This window comes from Inquilinus limosus MP06 (assembly GCF_000767795.1).
GTDB lineage: Bacteria > Pseudomonadota > Alphaproteobacteria > DSM-16000 > Inquilinaceae > Inquilinus > Inquilinus limosus_E.
On record NZ_JANX01000036.1, the window covers coordinates 1 to 21,621 of the forward strand.

The 21,621-nt window shown below is 69.3% G+C and carries 17 protein-coding genes and 1 pseudogene; 5 read left to right on the plus strand and 13 right to left on the minus strand.

The window, feature by feature from the left end:
- From P409_RS05305 to mdoH, 4 genes are all read left to right on the plus strand, one after another.
- Positions 1-1,164, plus strand: a 1,164-nt coding sequence (locus tag P409_RS05305) for a sulfatase-like hydrolase/transferase (protein ID WP_052120055.1), incomplete at its 5' end; no start/stop codon positions are given.
- 336 nt (positions 1,165-1,500) lie between these two features.
- Positions 1,501-3,033 carry a glucan biosynthesis protein gene (locus P409_RS05310; RefSeq protein ID WP_081991286.1) on the plus strand — a complete coding sequence of 511 codons (1,533 nt, stop codon included), beginning with the start codon at positions 1,501-1,503 and terminating at the stop codon, positions 3,031-3,033.
- Between the two features lie 59 nt (positions 3,034-3,092).
- A complete protein-coding gene (locus P409_RS05315; RefSeq protein WP_152613255.1) occupies positions 3,093-3,542 on the plus strand; it encodes a hypothetical protein in 450 nt (149 codons plus the stop codon).
- Positions 3,543-3,564: 22 nt separating this feature from the next.
- Positions 3,565-5,646, plus strand: coding sequence for a glucans biosynthesis glucosyltransferase MdoH (mdoH, locus tag P409_RS05320; protein ID WP_052120057.1), 2,082 nt, complete (start codon positions 3,565-3,567; stop codon positions 5,644-5,646).
- Between the two features lie 201 nt (positions 5,647-5,847).
- Here the strand turns inward: mdoH and P409_RS05325 are convergent, their stop codons facing one another.
- From P409_RS05325 to P409_RS05380, 12 genes and pseudogenes are all read right to left on the minus strand, one after another.
- Positions 5,848-7,752 (minus strand): DUF2264 domain-containing protein, encoded by a 1,905-nt coding sequence (locus P409_RS05325; RefSeq protein WP_052120058.1) that lies wholly within the window; start codon positions 7,750-7,752, stop codon positions 5,848-5,850.
- Complete coding sequence (locus P409_RS05330) at positions 7,749-8,390, minus strand: ThuA domain-containing protein (RefSeq protein ID WP_034832675.1); 642 nt, start codon at positions 8,388-8,390, stop codon at positions 7,749-7,751. The genes P409_RS05325 and P409_RS05330 overlap by 4 nt, the downstream gene beginning before the upstream one ends.
- A 33-nt stretch (positions 8,391-8,423) precedes the next feature.
- Positions 8,424-9,719 (minus strand): ABC transporter substrate-binding protein, encoded by a 1,296-nt coding sequence (locus tag P409_RS05335; protein WP_202964564.1) that lies wholly within the window; start codon positions 9,717-9,719, stop codon positions 8,424-8,426.
- A 15-nt stretch (positions 9,720-9,734) separates the two neighbouring features.
- The gene (locus tag P409_RS05340; protein WP_034832652.1) at positions 9,735-11,036 is read right to left on the minus strand and encodes an ABC transporter substrate-binding protein; all 1,302 of its coding nucleotides are present in this window, start codon (positions 11,034-11,036) and stop codon (positions 9,735-9,737) included.
- Between the two features lie 175 nt (positions 11,037-11,211).
- The gene (locus tag P409_RS05345) at positions 11,212-12,201 is read right to left on the minus strand and encodes an amino acid ABC transporter permease (RefSeq protein ID WP_238578601.1); all 990 of its coding nucleotides are present in this window, start codon (positions 12,199-12,201) and stop codon (positions 11,212-11,214) included.
- A 4-nt stretch (positions 12,202-12,205) separates the two neighbouring features.
- On the minus strand, positions 12,206-13,039 hold the full coding sequence (locus tag P409_RS05350) for a transporter substrate-binding domain-containing protein (RefSeq protein ID WP_034832654.1): 834 nt from the start codon (positions 13,037-13,039) through the stop codon (positions 12,206-12,208).
- Between the two features lie 89 nt (positions 13,040-13,128).
- Positions 13,129-13,875 carry an ABC transporter permease gene (locus P409_RS05355; RefSeq protein ID WP_081991287.1) on the minus strand — a complete coding sequence of 249 codons (747 nt, stop codon included), beginning with the start codon at positions 13,873-13,875 and terminating at the stop codon, positions 13,129-13,131.
- Between the two features lie 3 nt (positions 13,876-13,878).
- Positions 13,879-14,592, minus strand: a complete 714-nt coding sequence (locus tag P409_RS05360) for an ABC transporter permease (protein WP_034832656.1) — start codon at positions 14,590-14,592, stop codon at positions 13,879-13,881.
- A 10-nt stretch (positions 14,593-14,602) separates the two neighbouring features.
- A complete protein-coding gene (locus P409_RS05365; RefSeq protein WP_034832658.1) occupies positions 14,603-15,376 on the minus strand; it encodes a transporter substrate-binding domain-containing protein in 774 nt (257 codons plus the stop codon).
- A 433-nt stretch (positions 15,377-15,809) separates the two neighbouring features.
- Positions 15,810-16,457 (minus strand): annotated as a pseudogene (locus P409_RS41495) (M14 family metallopeptidase); the annotation flags it as partial.
- A gap of 34 nt (positions 16,458-16,491) precedes the next feature.
- On the minus strand, positions 16,492-18,120 hold the full coding sequence (locus tag P409_RS05375; protein WP_034832663.1) for a phytoene desaturase family protein: 1,629 nt from the start codon (positions 18,118-18,120) through the stop codon (positions 16,492-16,494).
- A 30-nt stretch (positions 18,121-18,150) separates the two neighbouring features.
- Positions 18,151-19,356 carry an aromatic ring-hydroxylating oxygenase subunit alpha gene (locus tag P409_RS05380; protein WP_052120059.1) on the minus strand — a complete coding sequence of 402 codons (1,206 nt, stop codon included), beginning with the start codon at positions 19,354-19,356 and terminating at the stop codon, positions 18,151-18,153.
- 156 nt (positions 19,357-19,512) lie between these two features.
- Here P409_RS05380 and P409_RS05385 point away from each other — a divergent pair, with 156 nt between their 5' ends.
- Entirely contained in the window at positions 19,513-20,229 is a 717-nt protein-coding gene (locus P409_RS05385) for an MgtC/SapB family protein (protein WP_034832686.1), read from the plus strand.
- Between the two features lie 127 nt (positions 20,230-20,356).
- Here the strand turns inward: P409_RS05385 and P409_RS05390 are convergent, their stop codons facing one another.
- On the minus strand, positions 20,357-21,385 hold the full coding sequence (locus tag P409_RS05390) for an aldo/keto reductase (protein WP_034832665.1): 1,029 nt from the start codon (positions 21,383-21,385) through the stop codon (positions 20,357-20,359).
- Positions 21,386-21,621 lie beyond the last annotated feature (236 nt).

The following is a 21,621-nucleotide window of genomic DNA, read 5'->3' on the forward strand; positions in this document are numbered from 1 at the left end:
GGCGTCGCCGGCGGGCTGGCCGCCGTGGTCCTCGCCGCCTTCGCGGTCGGCCAGGCCGTGCCGGACGCCTATGGCGCGGCCCGCCCGGTGAACGACACCGCCAGCTTCATGGTGATGGACCAGATCCATCGCCTGATCCCGGCGCTGGCCATGGAGGGCCGGTTCCGGGCCGAGGAGGCGGTCGACCCGCTGGTCGGCGGGGTCCCGCGGACACCCCTGGCCGGGTTGGGCGGCGCCGACGTCACCGTCGTCTTCCTGGAATCCTACGGCCGCAGTGCGCTGGAGGATCCGCGCTTCGACGCCCTGCCCAAGGCCGCGCTGGCCGAGATGGAGCCGAAGCTGGCCGCGGCCGGGGTCTACAGCGCCTCCGGCTGGCTGGCCTCGCCGACCCGCGGCGGCCAGTCCTGGCTGGCCCATGCGACGCTGGCCAGCGGCATGCAGATCGACGACCAGATGCGCTACGACCTGCTGGTCACGGGCAAACGCATGACGCTGTCCAGGCTGTTCGCCAAGGCCGGCTACCATACCGGGCTGATCGCCCCGGCGGTGACCGGCGGCGAGCCCGAGGCGAAGCGCTTCTACGGCTTCGACCAGACCCTGTTCGCCGACGACCTCGGCTATGCCGGCCCACCCTTCGGCTGGGTGACCATGCCGGACCAGTACACCCTGGCTGCCTATGACCGCTGGCAGCGGCAGCAGCCCAAGCCGCTGTTCAGCGAGGTGGTTCTGGTGTCCAGCCATGCGCCCTGGACCCCGGTGCCGGCGATGGTCGACGACTGGAGCCGGATCGGCGACGGCAGCCTGTACCGGACCCTGCCGGCCACCGGCGGCACGCCGGAGCAGGTGTGGAGCGACCCGGACACGATCCGTGCCCAGTACGGCCAGTCCATGGCCTATTCGCTGCGCGCTGTGCTGGACTATGCCGCCCGCATCATGGGCGACCACACGCTGATGATCGTGCTGGGTGACCACCAGCCGGCGCCGATCGTGACCGGGCCGGGCACGCCGCGCGACGTGCCGGTGCATGTGTTCAGCCGCGATGCCGACCTGGTGGCCCGATTCCGCGAATGGGGCTTCGCCGACGGGCTTAATCCCCCTGCCACCGGGCCGGTGGCGCCGATGGCGACGTTCCGGGATGCGTTCGCGCGGTCCTTCTCCCCGTAAAAGCGAACCTATTTCGCATGTCAATCTGTGAAAATGCAGATCAGCACCTGCCGGCGCGCCTGGATCCGCCAGCTTCTGCGCCGGCTTCCGAGCCGCTAGGTTAGCATCGGAACAAATTCACGAAGGTTGCGTTGATCGAACGGCTTCGGTGTGCGGCGGCAGGATCGCCAAAGGCCGGCGCCGGGTTGTGGGGGCTTGGGCCGTGCGGGCGCAGCCGGTGCCGCGCACGATGGTCTTCGTCCACGAACCGCCACAATCACGATCAATCGTGCCGTCATGTTGCGGTGCAAAAAGTGCGGTGGTGGTGACGTGGAGCTGAGCAGACGCCAGATCTTGATGGGAACGACCGCGCTGGCGGCGTCGTCCCTGTTCGGCGCCGCGCGGCCAGCCGTCGCGGCCCCCAGCCTGGGCGAGACCACGCCGTTCAGCATGACCTGGCTGGTCGACCGAGCGAAGACCGTGTCGCAGGCGCCCTTCGTGCCGCCGGACGAGAACCTGCCGGCCGAGATCACGCAGCTGACCTACGACCAGTTGCGGGCGATCCGCTTCCTGCCGGAGCAGGCGCTGTGGAAGCCGGAGAACCTGCCGTTCCAGATGCAGTTCTTCCATCTCGGCGCCTATTACGACAAGCCGGTCCACATCTTCCAGGTCGACGGCTACCAGGCGCGCGAGATCCTGTACCGCCAGGACCTGTTCGACCTGGGCGGCACCAAGTTCCCGGACACGCCGCCGGACCATCTCGGCTTCGCCGGCTTCCGGCTGCACTACGCGATCAACCGGCCAGAGTTCCTGGACGAGATCGCGGTCTTCCTCGGCGCCAGCTATTTCCGCTGCCTGGGCCGCAAGAACATCTATGGCCTGTCCGCCCGCGGCTTGGCCATCGACACCGGCTCGACCCGCGGCGAGGAATTTCCCTATTTCCGCCAGTTCTGGGTCGAGACGCCGGCGCCGGACGCCAAGCAGATCCGCCTCTACGCCCTGCTGGACAGCCCCGGCATCACCGGCGCCTACAGCTTCCTGATCAAGCCGGGCGAGATCACCACGGTCGACATCGAGGCGACGCTGTATCCCCGCCACCCGATCGAGAAGCTGGGCATCGCGCCGCTGACCAGCATGTTCCTGTTCGGGCCGCAGGACCACCGGACCTTCGACGACTTCCGGCCCGAGGTGCATGACAGCGACGGCCTGTCGATGTGGAGTGGCGCCGGGGAATGGATCTGGCGGCCGCTGCGCAACCCGTCGCGCCTCTTGATCAGCTCCTTTATGGACGAGAACCCGCGCGGTTTCGGACTGATGCAGCGCCAGCGCTCCTACAGCAGCTACCAGGACCTGGAGGCGATGTATGAGCGCCGGCCCAGCCTGTGGGTCGAGCCGCTGAGCGGCTGGGGCCCGGGCGTGGTGCAGCTGGTCGAGATCCCGACCGACCGCGAGATCCACGACAACATCGTCGCCTTCTGGGTGCCGAAGGAGCCGGTCGATGCCGGCCAGGAATGGAAGCTGTCCTACCGGCTGCACTGGGGCATGAACCCGCCGGTCAGCAGCGACCGCGGCGTCGTGGTGTCGACCCGCACCGGCGCCGGCGGCGTCTCCGGCGGCGACAGCAAGGGCAGCGATACCCGCAAGTTCGTCATCGACTTCCGCGGCGGCGCGCTTGACTCTTTGCCGCAGGACGCGTCATTGGAGGCCGTGGTCACGGCTTCTGCCGGGGAAATCCAATCCCCCGTCGCACAGCGGAATCCGGAACTCGGCGGCTGGCGGGCGTTCTTCGATCTGAAACCTGCCGGCGACGACCCCGCCGAGCTTCGGTGCTTCTTACGGCAAGGCAGCGATGCCTTGACCGAAACATGGAGTTTCCAATGGACGCCTTGACGACGCATCGGAATCATCCCATGTCCCAGGTCGGGTTGCAAACCCCGGTCAACATCAACATGCCTGACAACGTCATCGCCTTCTTCCAGGGCCTGGGCTTCACTGAGCCGGCCGCGCTCTCGGGCGCGATCGAGACGGCATTCTGCGACGTCGACCCGGCGTCGATGCCCGCCCAGTCCCTGCTGGATCACGCCCGCCGCCGCACCGCCGACTGGTTCGCCGTGGTGCTGAACCGCAGCGAGCGCGACGACGACGCGGTGCTGACCATCGGCCGGGCCGCCTATCTGCTGACCGACGCCGCCCGCCGCTGGCCCGAACACTTCCTGTCCGAGGATCCGCTGCCCCAGGCGATGGAGCAGGCGCTGCGCCGCGTGTCGCCGGTGCCGGTGCCGCGCGCCAAGCCGACGCCGATGCTGGACCAGCCGCTGGACCCGGTCTGGGCCGGCGAGCCGCTGAAGCGCATCTTCGGATGGTGGTCGCCCGAGGCAGCCGAGCGGCGCCCGGCCTGACGGAAAGGCGATTTCCTAGCCGATGACCGGACTCGAAGCGGCGTCCTACGCCTCCGCGGCTCGCTGGCGCCGCCTCGCCGTCTTTGGCGCGACCGGGCTGTCGACCCTGGCCGCCGCCTTCGCCCTCTACCGGTTCCTGTCGGTCGGCGGCGTCACCGGGCTGGAGCTGGCCCTGGTGGTGATGTTCGCCATCAACTTCTCCTGGATCGCGCTGTCCTTCTGGACCGCCCTGCCCGGCTTCCTGACCCTGCTGCTGCGCTGGGGCCAGCCTGGGCTGGTCTGGCCGCAAGGGGCCGAGGCGGTGGCGCCGCTGAAGAGCCGCACCGCGGTGCTGATGCCGGTCTACAACGAGGACACGACCGGGATCTACGCCAACCTGCAGGCGATCCATGACAGCCTGGCGCGGACCGGCCATCTCGGCGCCTTCGACATCTTCATCCTGAGCGACAGCACCAACCCGGACGTCTGGGTGGCGGAGGAGATCGGCTGGAGCGCGCTGTGCCGCCGCACCGAAGGCAGCGGCCGCATCTTCTACCGCAAGCGCCGGCACAACGTGGCCAAGAAGGCCGGCAACATCGCCGATTTCTGCACTCGCTGGGGCGCCCGCTACGACTTCATGGTGGTGCTGGACGCCGACAGCCTGATGGCCGGCGACACGCTGGTGACCATGGCCCGGCTGATGCAGTCCAACCCGCGCGCCGGCATCATCCAGGCGCCGCCGCTGGTGGTGAACCGCAACACGCTGTGGGCCCGGATGCAGCAATTCGCCGGCGCCCTGTACGGCCCGATCGTCGGCGCCGGCCTGGCCTTCTGGCAGCTCGGCGACGGCAATTACTGGGGCCACAACGCGATCATCCGCACCCGCGCCTTCATCGAGAGCTGCGGCCTGCCGATCCTGTCCGGGCGACCGCCCTTCGGCGGCCACATCCTGTCGCACGACTTCGTCGAGGCGGCGCTGATCCGGCGCAACGGCTGGACCGCCTGGCTGGTGCCGGAACTCGGCGGCAGCTACGAGGAATGCCCGCCGACGATGATCGACCACGCCAAGCGCGACCGGCGCTGGTGCCAGGGTAACATGCAGCATCTGCGCGTCCTGGTGGCGCGCGGCCTGCACCCCCTCTCCCGCCAGCACATGGCGATGGGGGTGATGAGCTACGTCTCCTCGCCGCTGTGGCTGATCTTCATCTGCATCGGCATGCTGACGGCGCTGGAGCACAAGCTGGAGATCCCGGTCTACTTCCCGACCGCGGAATCGCTGTTCCCGGTCTGGCCGGTGCAGGACCAGACGCTGGCAGTGCGCCTTCTGGTGATCTCCTTCCTGATGCTGCTGGCGCCGAAGATCTTCGGCTGGATCCTGCTGCTGTTCGACCGCCGCCTGGCCGCCGGCTATGGCGGCGCCTTCCGGGCGTTGCTGAGCCTGCTGTTCGAGACCTTCTTCTCGATCTTCCAGGCGCCGGTGATGATGCTGTTCCATTCCAGCTTCGTGCTGCAGGCCTTCCTGGGCCGCGACAGCGGCTGGGGCACGCAGTCGCGCGACGACAGCGGCACCACCTGGGCCGACGCGGTGCAGATGCATCGCGGCCACACCATCTTCGGCGCCGTGCTGGGCGTGGTGGCGTTGTGGATCTCGCCCTCGATGCTGGCCTGGCTGTCGCCGCTGGTGATCGGCCTCTTGCTGTCGATCCCGCTGTCGGTGATCACCTCGCGCCACTCCACCGGCGTCTGGGCCCGCAAGCTGGGCCTGCTGGTGACGCCGGAGGAGCGGCAGAAGCCGCAGATCGTGATCGAGGCGACGGCCCTGGGCGAGCACCTCTCCGCCACCACCAGGCCGATCGAGGACGGGTTGGCGACGGTGATCCGCGACCCGCTGGCCAATGCCATCCACATGACGCTCTTGACCGGGTCGCCCGAGGCCGGACGCGAGGACCCGAAGGTGGTCGAGGCGGCGCGGCGCAAGCTGACTGCGGGTGGCCCCGGCACGCTGGCCACCGGCGCCCTCAGCCGCGACGAGAAGACGGCGCTGCTGTTCGACCCGCGCTCGCTGAGCGAACTGCACCTCACCGCCCTGGCCGGCGGCCGCCTGCAGGCCGCCCCGAGGGGCTGAGGCAACTTTCCGCTTCTGCGGCAAAGCCATTGAAGCCATTTGCGTTGCCTCTCCCGCCGGACGTGGGAGAGGTCGACAGCGCGCAGCGCTGGCGCGTAAGGCTGGTCCCGGCCTCGACAAAATCCCCTCACCCGGAGCCGCTTCGCGCCTCCGACCTCTCCCGCAAGCGGGAGAGGCGGCACGGAAGCTACGCGGCGAGGATCACCCCCACTCGGCGACCGGGCGGCTGCGCGTCTCCAGGCTGCGGGGCACCGACACCCATTCCAGGAAGGCGGTGTTCCAACCGGCGGCCTCGGCGATCGCGCGCAGGTCGTCGATCGCGGGCAGCGATGCGGCCAGTGCGGGCGCGTCGAGGCCGAGCGACGGCCGCGCCAGGGTCACCAGCAGCGTCTCGCCGGCGCCGATGCGGCCGACGAGGGCCGGCACCGAGGCCTGCGGGAACACCAGATGGGTGTTCGGCGCCACATCCGCCTCGACCACGCGGCGCAGCCCGCCGAGATCGGCCAGGCTGGAGGCGTGGCCATCGGCGACCGCGATGGTCAGGCCCTGCGGCCCCGGCTCCCGCGTGTCGAAGGCCTGCTTCAGCTTGCCGCGCGTGCGGCTGTGCGCCGGCACGGCATGGCCGGATTCGATCACCGCCAGCGGCGCGTCAGTGGCGATGCGGTGCAGCCGCAGCTCCCAATCCCCGGCGAAGCCCTGCAGGGTCGTCACCTTGACCCCGGCCAGGGGCTGCCAGATGGTTTCGATCCAGCCCTCGCCGACCCGGGAGGCAGTGAGCGCGCCGCGGGCCCGGAACTCCTGCCCATCCTGGCTGACCGCCAGGATGTTGTCGCCGCAGAAGCCGTGCCCCAGCCAGCGGTCGCCCTCCACCGCCAGGCCGAAGCGCGACGAGTAGGCGAGCTTGCCGTATTTGTCGACCGAGCCGCGCATCTCCAGGCGCACCGGGCCGGCCGGCAGCGCCACCACGTCGCCGCCGCTGCGCCGCACCACCATGGAGGCGCCGCGCAGCGTGGACGTGCCGTCCGCCGCGTCGAGATCCTCCTCCCGCGCCGTCCAGAACGGGTGGCTGTCCGGCAGGGCCAGCGGCAGGAAGGCCTTGAACGCCCAGTAGGGCGAGCCGGGGGAGTTGTACTCCTCGCTCATCAGGGTGTTCGGCCAGCGATAGCCGACCGGCAGGCGGCCGGCGGCGTCGAGGATCGGCTGCTGCATCCACCAGCGGATCTGCCGGGCCCACAGGCCGCGGATCTGGCCCCAGGGCAGCGCCTCGACCCCGGCATAGGCCAGGGCGCCCCAGAACCCGGCCATGGCGAAGCGATAGGTCAGCGACCGGCCGATCGCCAGCGCCGCGCCGTCGGCCCCGAACCAGTGGCGGAAGCCCCGGGCGAAGGCGGTGGCGCGGTCCCTGTAGGCCTGCGCCCGGGCCGGGTCCTGCTCGGTCCGGTGGGCGGCGTAGATCAGCCCGTAGAAATGCAGCGCGAAGCCGTTGTAGTGGTCGATCCAGCCGCCCTCGCCGTCGCCGTACCAGCCCTCGGCGCCGATGAACTGGTCGATCCGGCCCAGGTGTCGGTCGCGCGAGGCGGCATCGATGCCGACGCCCACCCGCTCCAGCCCCAGCCCGGCCATCACCGGGAAGAAGTGCCAGTTGTTGTCGGCCATCTGCACCGACTGGATGCCGCCCAGCCATTCGGCCGCCCGGCGCTTCGCCGCGTCCGGCAGCGGATCCCACAGCCTGTCCGGCGCCAGCGCCAGGGCGAAGCCCAGCGCCGCCATCTCGACCGAGCGCTGGTCGGTGTCGGTCACCGCCTCCCAGTATTCCGGGTGGTCGGGGTCGGTGCCGCTGGCGAGGCCGTCGCGGAACTTGTCCCAGAAGTCGAAGCCGCCGCCGCCGGCATGCAGCGGCGCCAGGCCCCAGAGCGGCCGGGCATAGCCCTCGAACCACTGGGCCTTGCGGTTGAAATGGGCGGAGTCCAGCCCGAGGCGGATCTGGGCGCGGCCCTTGCTGAAGCCGCTTTCAAGCGGCGCGGTCAGGTCGCGCAGCAGGCGCTGCACATCGGCCCGGCTGGCCAGCGGGTTGGCGCGGATGCGGTCGGCGGTCGTATCGGTCATCGGGATGCCCAGAGCAGGCCGCGGCGCAGGATCTCGCGCATCTGCGGGTGTTCGAACTCGCGCACCACATGGCCCAGCGCGGTGTAGAACACCCGCCCGGCGCCGTAGTGCTTCTTGTAGACGACCGGCATGGTGACGCCGTCGATCCAGGCGGCGTGCTCGCCCGAGAAGGTGGTGGTGGCCAGCACCTCCACGATCGGGTCGACATGCAGGTAGTACTGCTCCGACAGGTAGTCGAAGTCCTCGATCCCTTCCATGATCGGGTCGTCCGGCCTGGTGACATTGACCCGGAACGGGATGATGTTGCCGGGATGGGCGACCCATTGGCAGCCGGCCATGAAGTGGAAGCCCACCGCCTCGCGAAACGACCCTGCCAGGCCGCCGTGATAGCCGGCGATGCCCGTCCCGCCCTGGACCGCCGCCAGCAGGTTGTCCAGCGGTTCCTTGGTGATGGCGGCACGGGTGATGCAGGGCACGATCAGGTCCATCTCACGCACCGCCGGGTCGGCGAAGGCGTTGATGTCGCCTTCGACCCGGACCTCGAAACCCTCGTCCCGCAGCATCGCGGCGACGTAGGCGGCGCCGGGCTCGGGCTCATGCCCCTCCCAGCCGCCCCAGACGATCATGGCGCGTTTCATCGGCATCCTCTCAAGCTCCGGAACCGGCGGCCGTCACCGCCGGCGCAACAGGACGTTGCCCTGCTCCACCAGCTGCTTCGCCGCGTCGGCGATCGACAACTGGCCGAAGGCGAGCCGGTCGGTGGTGATGCCGAGATGGTCGCCGAACTCCTGCGACCCGATCGGCGGCGGCGCCTGGTAGGCCCCGACCTTGCCCGCCAGCGCATTGACGTATTCGACCGAAGCGCGCTCGGTCTCGTTCAGCGTCGGCAGGATCGCCTCGCGCACCTTGCGCGACGGCGGCACTCCGCGCTCGACGCCGAGGATCCTGCCGGCCTCAAGGTCGTTGACGAAGAAGTCGATAAAGGCGGCCGCCGCCTCGCCGTTCTTCGAGGTCGAGCCGATGCTCCAGATCAGCGCAGGCCGGTAATAGTGGCCGGACGGGGCGCCGCCGCCGGCCTGCGGCACCATGGTGATGCCCAGCTTGTTCGGCATCATCGCTTGGTAGCCGACCAGCTGGTTGGAATAGGTGAAGCCCATCGCCGAGTAGCCGCGGCTGAGCGGGTTGGTCTCGATGATGCTCTGGTCCTGGGTCTGGATGTCGCCGCCGACGCAGCCGCCGCGCGCCCGCAGCTCCTCCCAATAGGCGTACCACTCCTTGGCGTCCTCGACGCCGAAGCCGAGCTGCCCATCCTCGGAGTAGAGGGTCTTGCCGCGCTGACGCAGCCAGACGTCGAGCACATAGGAATAGCGGGCGCCGTAGGACGAACCCCAGAAATGGTCCTTGCCCAGGGCCTTTGTCAGCTCCACCGACAGGTCGGCATATTGCGTCCAGGTCGTCTCCGCCGTCGGCGGCGGCAGGCCGGCCTTGGCAAAGACCGTGGTGTCGTAGAACAGCGAGAAGGAGTTCAGCCCCAGGGCGACGCCCCAGACCGTGCCGCCGATCCGGCACAGATCGACGGTTCCCGGGTCGAAGTCGTCGATCTTCAGCGTCTTCGACAGGAACGGGTCGAGCGCCATGCAGGCGCCGCGGCCGGAATAGTCGGAGATGGTGCGCGGCTCGAGCTGGTAGACGTCGGAGATGTTGCGGCCGGCCATCTGGGTCGACAGCTTGGTCCAGTAGGCACTGCCGCTGATCGCCTCGCCGACGATGCTGACCCCCGGCGCCTTCTTCTGGTACAGGTCGATCACCGCCTGGGTGCGCCTGGTGCGGTCCTGCGACCCCCACCAGGCCAAGCGCAGCCGCGTCCCCTCGGCCCGGGCGAGACCCGGGCCGAAGGTGAGGGCCGCGGTCGCGGCCAGCGAGCCGCCCAGCAGCGATCGACGGTTCAGATGGATCCGATCGGTCACGCGCTCCCCCTTCGGTTATTTCGGCCGCAGCGTCGCCGTCCCCTGCTCCACCAGCTGTTGCGCGGCATCGGCGACCGACAGCTGGCCGAAGGCCAGCTGGTCCGCCACCTTGCGCACGACGTCGCGATCGAATTGCTGCGACCCGACCGGCGCCGGCGGCGGATAGGCGCTGACCTTGTCGGCCAGCAGGTTGACGTAGTCGACCGTGGCCCGCTCGGTCTCGTTCAGGAGCGGCAGGATCGCCTCACGCACCTTCGGCGACATCGGCACGCCGCGCTCGACGCCCAGGATCTTCCCGGCCTCGATGTCGTTGACGAAGAAGTCGATGAAGGCGGCCGCCGCCTCCCCGTTCTTCGAGGTCGCACCGATGCTCCAGATCAACGCCGGCCGGTAGTAATGGCCGGATGGGGCGCCACCGCCGGCCTGGGGCACCATGGCGATGCCCAGCTTGTTCGGCATCATCGCCTGGTAGCCGATCAGCTGGTTGGAATAGGTGAAGCCCATCACCGAGTTGCCGCGGGTCAGCGGGTTGGTCTCGATGGTGTTCTGGTCCTGGGTCTGCAGATCGGCCGAGGTGCAGATATTCTTCGCCCGCAGGTCCTCCCAGTAGGCGTACCACTCCTTGGCATCCTCGACGCCGAAGCCGATCGACCCTTCCGGCGAGAACAGGGTCTTGCCGCGCTGGCGCAGCCAGACGTCCAGCACATAGGCGTAGCGGGCGCCGTAGGGCGCGCCCCAGAGCTGGTCCTTGCCGGCCGCCTTGGTCAGCTCGGCCGCCAGCTCGGCGAACTGGGTCCAGGTCGTGTCCGGCGTCGGCACCGGGATGCCGGCCTTGGCGAAGACCGTGGTGTCGTAGAACATCGAGAAGGAGTTCAGCCCCAGCCCGACGCCGTAGATCTTGCCGTCGACCCGGCACAGGTCGAGCATCTTGGCGCCGAAGGCCTCGACGTCGAGCGGCTTGGGGATGAACTGGTCGAGCGCCATGCAGGCGCCGCGCTTCGAGTAGTCGGAGACGGTGCTGGGCTCGAGCTGGAAGATGTCGGAGACGTTGCGCCCCGCCATCTGCGTCGACAGCTTGGTCCAATAGGCGTCGCCGGCGAGCGGCTCGCCGACGATGGCGATGTCGGGGACCTTCTGCTTGTACAGGTCGGCCACGCCCTGGGTGCGCTTGGCGCGCTCCTGCGATCCCCACCAGGTCATGCGCAGCCGCGTCTCGGCGGCGATGGCCCGGCCGGGGCCGAAGGACAGCGCCGCGCCGCCGGCGGCCCCGGCGAGAAGCGAGCCCTGCAGGAACGAACGGCGGTTGAAAGCCTTCATTGTTTGCCTCCCCTGGCACAGCGGCGTTCGGCCGCCATGTTATAACCGTTTGGTTACTTATTATTGATCGGGCGAGCTGGAAGTCAAATCAGGAATGGCTGAGCCAGGCGCCGCCTCGCGGCGCGGCCAGATGTAACCAATTGGATATAACTTGTACGGCAAATCCGGCCCCGACTCAGCGGGCCGAGACGCCCTTGCCGAAGCGCTTCTCGATCCGCGCCTGGACCAGCTCGAACACCGCCGACATCGCCCAGTAGATCAGCGCGGCGACGATCAGCATCTCCATGTATTTGAACTCGGCCCGGCCGTGGGTGCGGGCCAGGAACATGATCTCCCACACCCCCATCACCGAGACCAGGGACGAGTCCTTCAGCATGGCGATGAACTGGTTGCCGGTGGGCGGGATGATCAGCCGCATCGCCTGCGGCAGCACCACCAGCCAGGTGACCTCGGCCTGCTTCAGCCCCAGCGACAGCGCCGCCTCGGTCTGTCCACGCGGCACCGCCAGGATGCCGGCGCGGAAGATCTCGGCCATGTACGCGCCGTAGCACAGCGACAGCGCGATGATGCCGGCCGGGATGGCGTCGATCACCAGGCCGAGCTGCGGCAGGCCGAGATAGATCAGCATGGTCTGCAGCAGGAGCGGCGTGCCGCGGAAGAAGGAGGTGTAGAAGGTGGCGACGCCGAAGGCCGGGCCGCTGTCCGACAGCCGGGCCAGCGCCGCGGCCAGGGCGATCACGGTCGAGATCGCGATCGAGACGGCGCAGATGAACAAGGTCAGCGCCGCGCCCTGGATGAAGCCGTCGCGCAGCTCGAGCCCGAGCAGGATCGGCGCCCGGTCGAACATGAAGGAATAGCTGAGGCTGAAGCTCCAGCAGAAGGCGGCGAACAGAGCCAGCAGCTCGACCCAGATCACCGTCACCTGGGCCTGGAACGGCAGGTGCGACAGCAGCCAGAAGTTCAGCACCACCAAAGCGGCCAGGACGGCGACGACCAGCCAGGGCCCGGCCGCCTGGCCGGCTGGCAGGGCCAGGGCCGGGACCACCGCCGCCAGCCGCGCGACCAGCCCGGAATAGTCGAAGCTGGCCAGCACGGCGGCGGACAGCAGGAACAGAAGCCCGCGCAGCAGCATCGGCCGCGCCAGGGCCTCGAACAGGCGAAGCACCCTCTCAGGCCGCGGGCTTGGTCAGGTCGACCCCGTACCATTTCTCCGACAGCTTGGTCAGCGTGCCGTCATCCTGCATCGCCTTGACGATCTCGGCGATCTTGGCGTGCAGCTCCGGATCGCCCTTCTCGATCGCCACCGCCAGTGGCTCGTAGTACAGCGGCTCGCCCACCACCTTGATCGGGTAGCCGTTCTTGATCGCGCCCTGGATCGTCGGCAGCGCCGTCATCGCCGCGTCCAGCCGGGTGCCGTCGCCGAGCTTCAGGTCGTCCAGCGCCGGCACGTCGGTCTCGTAGGACTGGATCTTGGCGTCCTTGACCACGAATTCGAACTTCGGCGCGCCGGCGGCGTCGATCACCAGGTCGCCGCGCAGGTAGTTCTCATAGGTCGTGGCCGCGCCGACGCCGATCTTCTTGCCTGAGGCGTCGGCCGGCGTCTTGATCGTGGTGTTGGCCGAGTTCACCGCCAGCGCGGCCGGCGTGTAGTAGTAGATCGCCGGGAAGTCGAGCACCTCGGCCCGCGCCTTGGTCGGCGTCATCGACCCGACCGAGACATCCCAGCGCCCGGCCCATTTGCCGGAGACTATGGTCTCCCACCCCGGGGTGACGAACTCGATCGAGACGCCGAGGCGCTTGGCGATCTCGGTGCCGACATCGATGTCGAAACCTTCGAACTGGTTGCTGGCGTTGAGCGAGGATTGCGGCGGATATTCCGGATCCGTCGACATCACCATTTTCTTGTTCTGCATGATCCGGTCCAGCACGGCGCCGGCGAAGGCCGGGCTGGAGGACAGGACGCCCATGGCGGCGACGGCCAGGACGATGCTGCGCAGACGCATGTTCGGTCTCCCTGTTGCGCGGAGACGGCGCCTCTTCCGGACGTCCGCCCGCAGCCAGCCTAATCCCGGGCTGCCGCGCCGTACAGGGATCAGCGGGCGTCGAGCGGCACGGTTGCCGTGGCGGGCGCAACGCGCCCGGGCGCCGCCGCCGACACCGCCCGCCGGTGGGTGCCGAGCCGCGCCTCGAGCCAGGCGAAGGCCCGGACGATCAGCCAGGTCAGCACCAGATACATCAGCGCCGCGGTGATCAGCGGCTCATAGGTGCGGAAGGTCTGCGCCCGGATGATGTTGGCCTCGCCCATCAGGTCGCGCACGGTGATGGTGAAGACGATGGCGCTGGCCTTCAGCAGCAGCACCGTCTCGTTGGCGAAGACCGGCAGGCTCTGGCGCAGCGCAATCGGCAGCACGATCCGGCGCATCATCAGGCCGCGATGCATGCCGACCGAGCGCGCGGCCTCGACCTCACCCCGCGGCACCGCCTGGATGGCGCCGCGCAGCACCTCGCCCGAATAGGCGGCGGTGCTGATGCTGAGCGAGATCACCGCGCACCACATCGGCTCGCGCAAAATCGGCCACAGCACGCTGTGCCGCACCGCCGGGAACTGCGCCAGGCCGTAATAGATCATGAACATCTGCACGATCAGCGGCGTGCCGCGGATGAACAGGATGAACAGGAAAGCCGGCGCCTTCAGCCACCAGCGCCGCGACACACGGGCCAGCGCCACCGGCACCGCCATCGCGTTGCCGCAGACCATCGACGCCGCCACCAGGATGATGGTGACGACGACGCCGTTCAGCAGGTTGCCGACGATGCGCTGGACGAAGTCGAGATCCATCGCTCAGCGCCCCTGGAAGCCACGGCCATAGGCGCGCTCGGCCAGCTGGAACAGCCCGACCGAGGCCATCGTCATCAGCAGGAAGATCACGGCCACCACGGCGTAGAAGGTGAAGGGCATGCGCGTGGTGGCGGCGGCCGTGGCGGCGCTGCCCAGCAGGTCGCGGATGCCGACGACGCTGATCAGCGCGCTGTCCTTCAGCACCACGACCCAGAGATTGCCGAGCGCCGGCAAGGCGAAGCGCATCGCCTGGGGCAGCACCACGCGGAAGAACATCACCCGCGGCGGCAGGGCCAGCGACTTCGCCGCCTCGACCTGCCCGGGCGGCACCGCCAGGATGGCGCCGCGGAACACCTCGGTCGCATAGGCGCCGGAGACGAAGCCGAGCGAGGCAACGGCGGCGGCGAAGGCGTCGATCTCCACCGTCACCCCCGGCACCACCAGCCCGATCAGCGATCGCAGCGCGGTGGTGCCGCCGTAATAGACGAACAGGATGATCAGGATGTCCGGCACGCCGCGGACGATGGTGGTGTAGGCGTTGCCCAGGGCCCGGACGGGACGGGGCCCGGCCAGCTTGGCCCAGGCCCCGAGCAGCCCGAGCAGCAGCCCGACCAGGTAGGAGGCGATGGCGATCTCGATCGTCACCACCGCCCCGGCCAGGAGCTGCGCCCCCCACCCCTTCTCCCCGAAGCCCAGCAGGACGGCGAGCTCGTCCATCCCCGCGGCCTCAGCCGTAGATGTCGAAGCTGAAATACTTGTCGTTGATCTTCTTGTAGACGCCGTTGGCCCGGATCGCCTTGATCGCCTCGGAGAACCTGGTGGCCAGCGGGTCGCCCTTGCGCACCGCGATGCCGGCGCCCGCCCCCAGCAGCGGGTCGCGGATCGGCTGGCCCTTGGCCTCGAAATCGGCGCCTTCCGGCGACTTCAGGAAGCCGTCCAGCAGCGCCACCGAATCCGCCAGCAGCAGGTCGACGCGCCCGGCGATGAGGTCGAGATTGGCATTCTCCTGCGTGTCATAGGTCTTGATCGTGACGATGCCCTTGTACTTCGCCTCGATATAGTTGGCATGGATGGTCGAGACCTGAACGCCGACGGTCTTGCCCTTCAGCCCGTCCGGCGAGATGTCGATCGTCTCGCTCTTCGGGCCGATGAAGATCGCCGGCGAGTCGTAGTATTTGTCGCTGAAATCGACGACCTGCTTGCGCTCGTCGGTGATCGACATCGAGGCGACGATGGCGTCGAACTTCTTCTCCTGCAGCGCCGGGATGATGCCGTCCCAGCTTTGCAGCACCCATTCGCACTTGACCTGCATCTGGGCACAGAGGGCGTCGGCGATCTCGATCTCGAAGCCGTTGAGCTTGCCCTGGGCGTCGACCCAGGTGAAGGGCGGGTAGGATTCCGGCGTGGTGCCGATGCGCACCACCTCCTGCGCCGGGGCCGGGGCGGCGAGGCCGGCCAGGGCGGCGACCGCCAGGCAGGCGGCAAGGATCGGTCGGTTCATGGTCTGCGCTCCCTGTTTCTTGGTTCGACGGGTACCGCCCCTCAGGGTTCGAGGGGCCGGGCCTGGCGGTCGCGCTGGGCGACCGGCAGACCAGCTTCATCAGATCGTCGCCCGGCCGGGTGCGGCGATGCGCGCGGCGGGTCATCACCACGCCGGCCTGCGGCGCCCGCACCGGCACCCCGCCCCCCTCCTCGCCCGGCCGGACCAGGATCGTCGCCAGCAGGTCGCCGGCCTCGACCCGGTCGCCCGGCTTGCGGGCGAAGGAGATCGCCCCGCCCGCCGGCGCCTTGACCATCTCGACCCAGTCGAGCGGCACGGCCGGGCCCGACCAGCCGGCCAGCGGCCCGGCATCGCCGGCGACCACGCCGCGGCCCGCCAGGAAGCGGAACAGCCCGTCGGCATCGGATTCGGCCAAGCCGGCATCGACATCGGCCATGCCGCGCAGCTCGACCGTCGACACGGCGCGGCCGGCCAGGTCGCCGCTGCGCAGCCAGGGCGCGAGGCAGGCATCGTCGAAGGCGCCGCCGCCGTCGCCGTCCCACAGCAGCACGGTGTCCGCGCGCATAGCCGCCGCCAGGTCGGTCATGGCCGGCCACAGCGCCGTGGGAATGTAGAGATACAGCGGCGATTCGTCGTCGCAATGCAGGTCCAGCACGATCTCGCAGGGCATCGCCAGGCGCAGCAGCCGGGCCTTCAGCCGGTCGGTGGCGGTGACCACGGCATCGTCACCCGGCAGCAGCGACGGGTCGGGCCGCGGCAGCCGCGGGAAGCCGCGGTTGAAGTTGACCCGGCTGTCGAGCTCGTAGCGTCCCTGGCCGGTGCCGTGCAGCCATTGCTGCTGCCCGATCGGGTTGGCCCAGGGCACGATGGTGATGTCGCCGCGGATGTCGCCCGCCGCCTCGGCCCGGCGCAGCCGGGCGCAGAGCGCGTCGAGGGCGATGACGCCGGGCAGCTCCTCGGCATGCAGCGCCGCCTGGAGATAGGCGGAAGGCCCGCCGCCGCGGCCGCGGAAGCGCAGCACCGGGATCCGCCATTCGAGACCCGGCATGTCGCCAGGAATCACGCCCCAGGAATGGTCCATACCTGCCCTGCCCGGTCTTAGGATGGGAGCACGATCATGCCGCGCGCCTCAGGCGGCGTCGCTTGAAATCGGCCAGGATCTCGCGCGCCGCGTTGTGGCCCGGCGCCCCGGTGACGCCGCCGCCCGGATGGGTCCCCGACCCGCACATGTAAAGGCCCGGCACCGGCGCCCGGTAGTCGCCATGGCCCAGCACCGGCCGGGCCGAGAAGATCTGATCCAGCGACAGCGCGCCGTGGAAGATGTCGCCGCCCACGAGCCCGAAGGTGCGCTCGAGATCCAGCGGGCTGTTGATCTGGCGGCCCAGCACCGAGGCCTTGAAGTTCGGCGCCCAGGCATTGACCGTGTCGATGATCAGGTCGGCCACCGCTTCGCGATGGTCGTCCCAGCTGGCCCCGCCCGGCAGCTTCGGGTCGAAATGCTGGCAGAACAGGCTGGCGACGTGCTGGCCCGGCGGCGCCAGCGAGTCGTCCAGGGTCGACGGAATCAGCATCTCGACGATCGGCGTCTTCGACCAGCCGCCGGCCTTGGCGTCGAGATAGGCCTTGTCCATGTAGTCGAGGCTGGGGCCGAAGATGATGCCGCTGGTGTGATGGTCGGCCAGCTGCTTGCCCGGCAGGCAGGTGAAGTCCGGCAGCTCCGACAGCGCCACATTCATGCGGAAGGTGGCGGAACCACATTTGAAGCGGTCCATCCGTTCGCGGAAATCCTGCGGCAGCGCCGCCGGGTCGACCAGCTTGCCGTAGAGCAGCTTGGGGTTGAGGTTGGAGACGACGCAGCCGGCGCGGACGATGTCGCCGGCCTCGGTCACCACGCCGACGGCGCGGCCGCCCTCGACGATCACCTCGCGCACCGCGGCGTCGGTGCGGATCACGGCGCCGCGCGACGCCGCCGACTTGGCCATCGCCTGGGTGATCGCGCCCATGCCGCCGATGGCATGGCCCCACACGCCCTTCTTGCCGTTCACCTCGCCGAAAACGTGGTGCAGAAGGACGTAGCCAGTGCCGGCATGGCTGGGGCTGGCATAGTTGCCGACGATGCTGTCGAAGCCGAACAGGGCCTGCACCACCGGCGTCTCGAACCAGCCTTCCAGGATGTCGGTCGCCGATTTGGTGAACAGGTCCAAGAGGTCGCGCCGCATCACCATGTCGAGCTTGCGCAGCCGGTTGCCGAGCGAGCCGGCCTTGATCAGCTCCGGCAGCGCGCCGGACCAGCCGCCGCAGGCGACATTCGGCGGGGTGCGCAGCACGACGTCGCGCAGTACGTCGGCGATGACGTCGAGCCGGTCGCCATAGGCGTCATAGCGCTCGGCGTCGCGGGCCGAGAAGCGGGCGATCTCCGCCTTGGTGCGGCCCGGGCCGGACAGCAGGTAGCGGTGGTCGTCGACCGGCAGGAAGTTGGACAGCTTCCGCTCCACCACCTTCAGCCCGTGGCCCGGCAGGTCGAGGTCGCGGATCACCTTCGGGTTCAGCAGGCTGACCGTGTAGGAGGCGACGGAATTGCGGAAGCCGGGATGGAACTCCTCGGTCACCGCGGCGCCGCCGACGACCTTTCGCCGCTCCAGCACCGTCACCTTCAGCCCGGCCGCCGCCAGATAGGCGGCGCAGACCAGGCCGTTATGGCCCCCGCCGATGATCGCGACGTCGAAGACCTGTGTGTTCGCCATGAAGATCCGCCCGCCCTGTCTTTCTGCTTCTTATTCCGCCGCGAAGGCGGGCGCCTGCGAGGCCTTGCGCCGCAGGCTCCAGCCCGCCGGCGGCGGCCGGTGCAGCCGGCTCTCGGGGATCAGCCGGCGCATCGCCCGGGCGAAGCTGCGCAGGCAGACCTCGGTCTCGCCGAGCGGCCCGACGGTGTAGCTGGAGGAGCCCATGCCGGCCTGCACCCGGTCGATCAGCGTCTTGTCCTCGATGCTGACCCGGCGGTTGATCCGCCAGTTCAGGTAGCGCGCCGCCTTCATCTCCGGCCGGTGGTCCGGATGCACATAGGCGATCTCGCGGATCATCGTCTCGGTCGGCGAAACCGGGATGAACTGCATGAAGTCGATCTGGTCCGGATAGATGTCGAAGGCGACGTTGGGCCAGAGCTTGAAATAGGTCCACAGCCGCTGCCGCTCCGGCGGCAGGTGCGGCACCTCCGGCAGGAAGTGCTGATAGGCGCGCTCGGACAGCACGGCCGACGGCCGCTCCTGCAGCTGGCCCCACATCTTGTCGACCCAGGGCCGGGCTTCGACGCCGTAGCCGCGGCCGAACAGCCGGGTCAGCCCGGGATGGGCGACGGTGATGTGCAGCCCGTCGGAATAGTTGTCGGCAACGTTCTTCCAGTTGACCGCGCGCGGCCGCATCGTCACCCGGCCCAGCGGCACCATCTCCTCGATCCGGTAGGCCGCCATCTCCTCGGCATAGCCGCCCATCATCTCGGCCACGCTCGGCGTGCCGGGGGCCAGGCGGATGAAGATGAAGCCGCAGAACACCTCGTGCTCGACCGGGACCAGCCCGTGGCTGCCGAAGTCGAAATCGCCGTAGCTGGAGCGCTGCGGCATGCCGACCAGCCGACCATCATGCTCATAGGTCCAGGCGTGGTAGGGGCAGACGATGCGGCTGCCGCACTGGCCCTTCGGCCCGTCGAGCAGCCGCGCGGCGCGGTGCCGGCAGACATTGTGGAAGGCGCGCACCTGTCCGTCGCGGCCGCGCAGCACCACCACGTTCTCGCCCAGGAACTCGAAGGTGTGGAAGTCGCCCGCCTGCGGGATGTCGTTCAGGTGGCAGACCACCTGCCAGGAGGTGCGGAACACCGCCTCCTGCTCGACCGCGAAGAATTCCGGATCGCGGTACAGCCAGGCCGGCAGGCTGACATCGTCATCCGGTAGGCTCCCCTCGGCACGGCGGTGCATGGGTTCGATCATAGGCTGGCCTCCCGCGGCCTTTTGGCCGCCTTGTTATACGACCGTATAACAGTCCCGAAGAGGCGGTCAATCTCCTCGCGATCAATTTTCGTTGCCGCCGCGGCCGGGGCGGGTCATAGCGGCGGCGCGACGAAACTTCCGGGGATGGAGCCGGCGATGCGCTTCATCGAGACCTTCGACCTGTATCCCTTCCTCGACACGGTGGTCAGCCTGACGGCGGCCTTCGTGCTGGGCACGCTGATCGGCGCCGAACGGCAGTATCGCCAGCGCACCGCGGGCTTGCGGACCTGCGTCCTGGTCGCGGTCGGCGCCGCCGCCTTCGTCGACCTTGCCGCCCGCATCGCCGGCAGCGCCGAGGCGGTGCGCGTCATCTCCTACGTCGTCTCCGGCATCGGCTTCCTCGGCGCCGGCGTGATCATGAAGGAGGGAATGAATGTCCGCGGCCTGAACACCGCGGCGACGCTGTGGTGCTCCGCCGCCGTCGGCGCCTGCGCCGGCGTCGACATGGTGGCCGAGGCGACGCTGCTGACCGCCTTCGTCATCGCCGGCAACACGCTGCTGCGGCCGCTGGTCAATGCCATCAACCGCATCCCGTTCGACGAGCGGGCATCGGAGGCGACCTATGAGGTGCGGGTGACCACCACCCCGGCCGCCATGCCGGCCGTGCGCGAGCGGCTGCTGGACCAGCTGCAGGCGGCGCGCTACCCGGCCAGCGACGACGAGGTGATCGAGCGCGGCGAAGAATCGGTCGAGATCGTCGCCACGCTGGTCTCAACCGCGGTCGACCCGAAAGAGCTGGAGGCGCTGGTCGCCCGGCTCGGCAAGCAGCCCGGCGTCAGCCATGCGAGCTGGGAAGCCAGCACCAAGGACTGATCACCGGCAAGGCAAGTGTTACCCGTCATTGCGAGCGCAGCGAAGCAATCCAGGGGCCGGTGCGAACCGGCCCCTGGATTGCTTCGTCGGCTTCGCCTCCTCGCAATGACGCGTTATGAAGGCCTCCTCACCGCTCCCGCGCTGCGCCCTCCGGCGGGCGGTCGATCAGCCGCTCGATCTCGGCCATCGCCCCGGCCGGCAGCGGCCCCTTCTCCAGCGCGCCGACATTCTCCCGCACCTGCGCCACCGACCGGAAGCCAGGGATCGGCAGGGTGCGCGGCGACTTGGCCCAGAGCCAGGCGAGAGCCCCCTGCGCCAGGGTCCGGCCGTCGGCGGTCAGCAGGTGCCGGATCCGTTCCAGCCGGTCGGCGAAGTCCGGCACCACCCTTCCGTCCTTGAAATAGTCCATCCAGCCGAAGGTGTTGGATCGGACGTCGCCCGCCGGCAACGCCTGCCCGGCCGCGAACTTGCCTGTCAGCAGCCCCATGGCCAGCGGCGAGCGGTTGATCGAGATCAGTCCGTGCCGCTCGGCCACGCCGGACAGGCTCGGCGCGTCGAAGAACAGGTTCATGCCGTGCTGCACGGCGACGAAGCCGTCGCGCCCGGCATGGGCGGCCGCCCGCTCTGGATAATCGGTGCTCCAGCCATAGGCGCCGACGGCGCCGGCGGCGCGGAGCCCGTCCAAGGCATCGAACGCTTCGCCGGCCCGGTCGATCGCCATCGTGTTCAGATGCAGCTGCACCAGGTCCAGCCGGTCGCGCCGCAGCCGGCGGCGCGAGGCGTCGACCGCGGCCAGCACCTCCTGGCGCAGATCGCCCTCCTCGATGCTGCCAATGTACTGCTTCGTCGCGGGATCGAAGCGGTTGCCCAGCTTGGTCGCGACCACGACATCGTCATGGCCTTCGAGGGCCTGGCCCAGCACTTCCTCGGAATGGCCGGCGCCATAGACGTCGGCGGTGTCGAAGACGCGGATGCCGAGGTCGACGGCGCAGCGGATCGCCTCGGCCGACTCCGCGTCGTCGACCGTGCCGTAGCCGAGCGGCGTATCGCCGGCAAAGAACGGCCCGCCGATCGCCCAGCAGCCGAGACCGAGGCGAGGCACCTCCCGCCCGTCCCACAGGCGGATCACCGGATGCGGCGCGGCGCGGTCGGTCATGGCGCTCTCCCTTTTCAGGATCGAAAAGAATGTCGATCAATCAGGAGCAGGCTATCGGCTATGCTCGGGCCTCGGAACATCCATGGCTGCAATGAGCGATTCAGAAATGAAAAGCTTGGTCGATTGGGAGGATATCCGCCTGTTCCTGGCCGTGGCCCGCGGCGAGGGGCTGAGCGGCGCGGCCCGGCAGGCGGGGCCCAGCCCGGCAACGCTGGGGCGGCGGATGACGGCGCTGG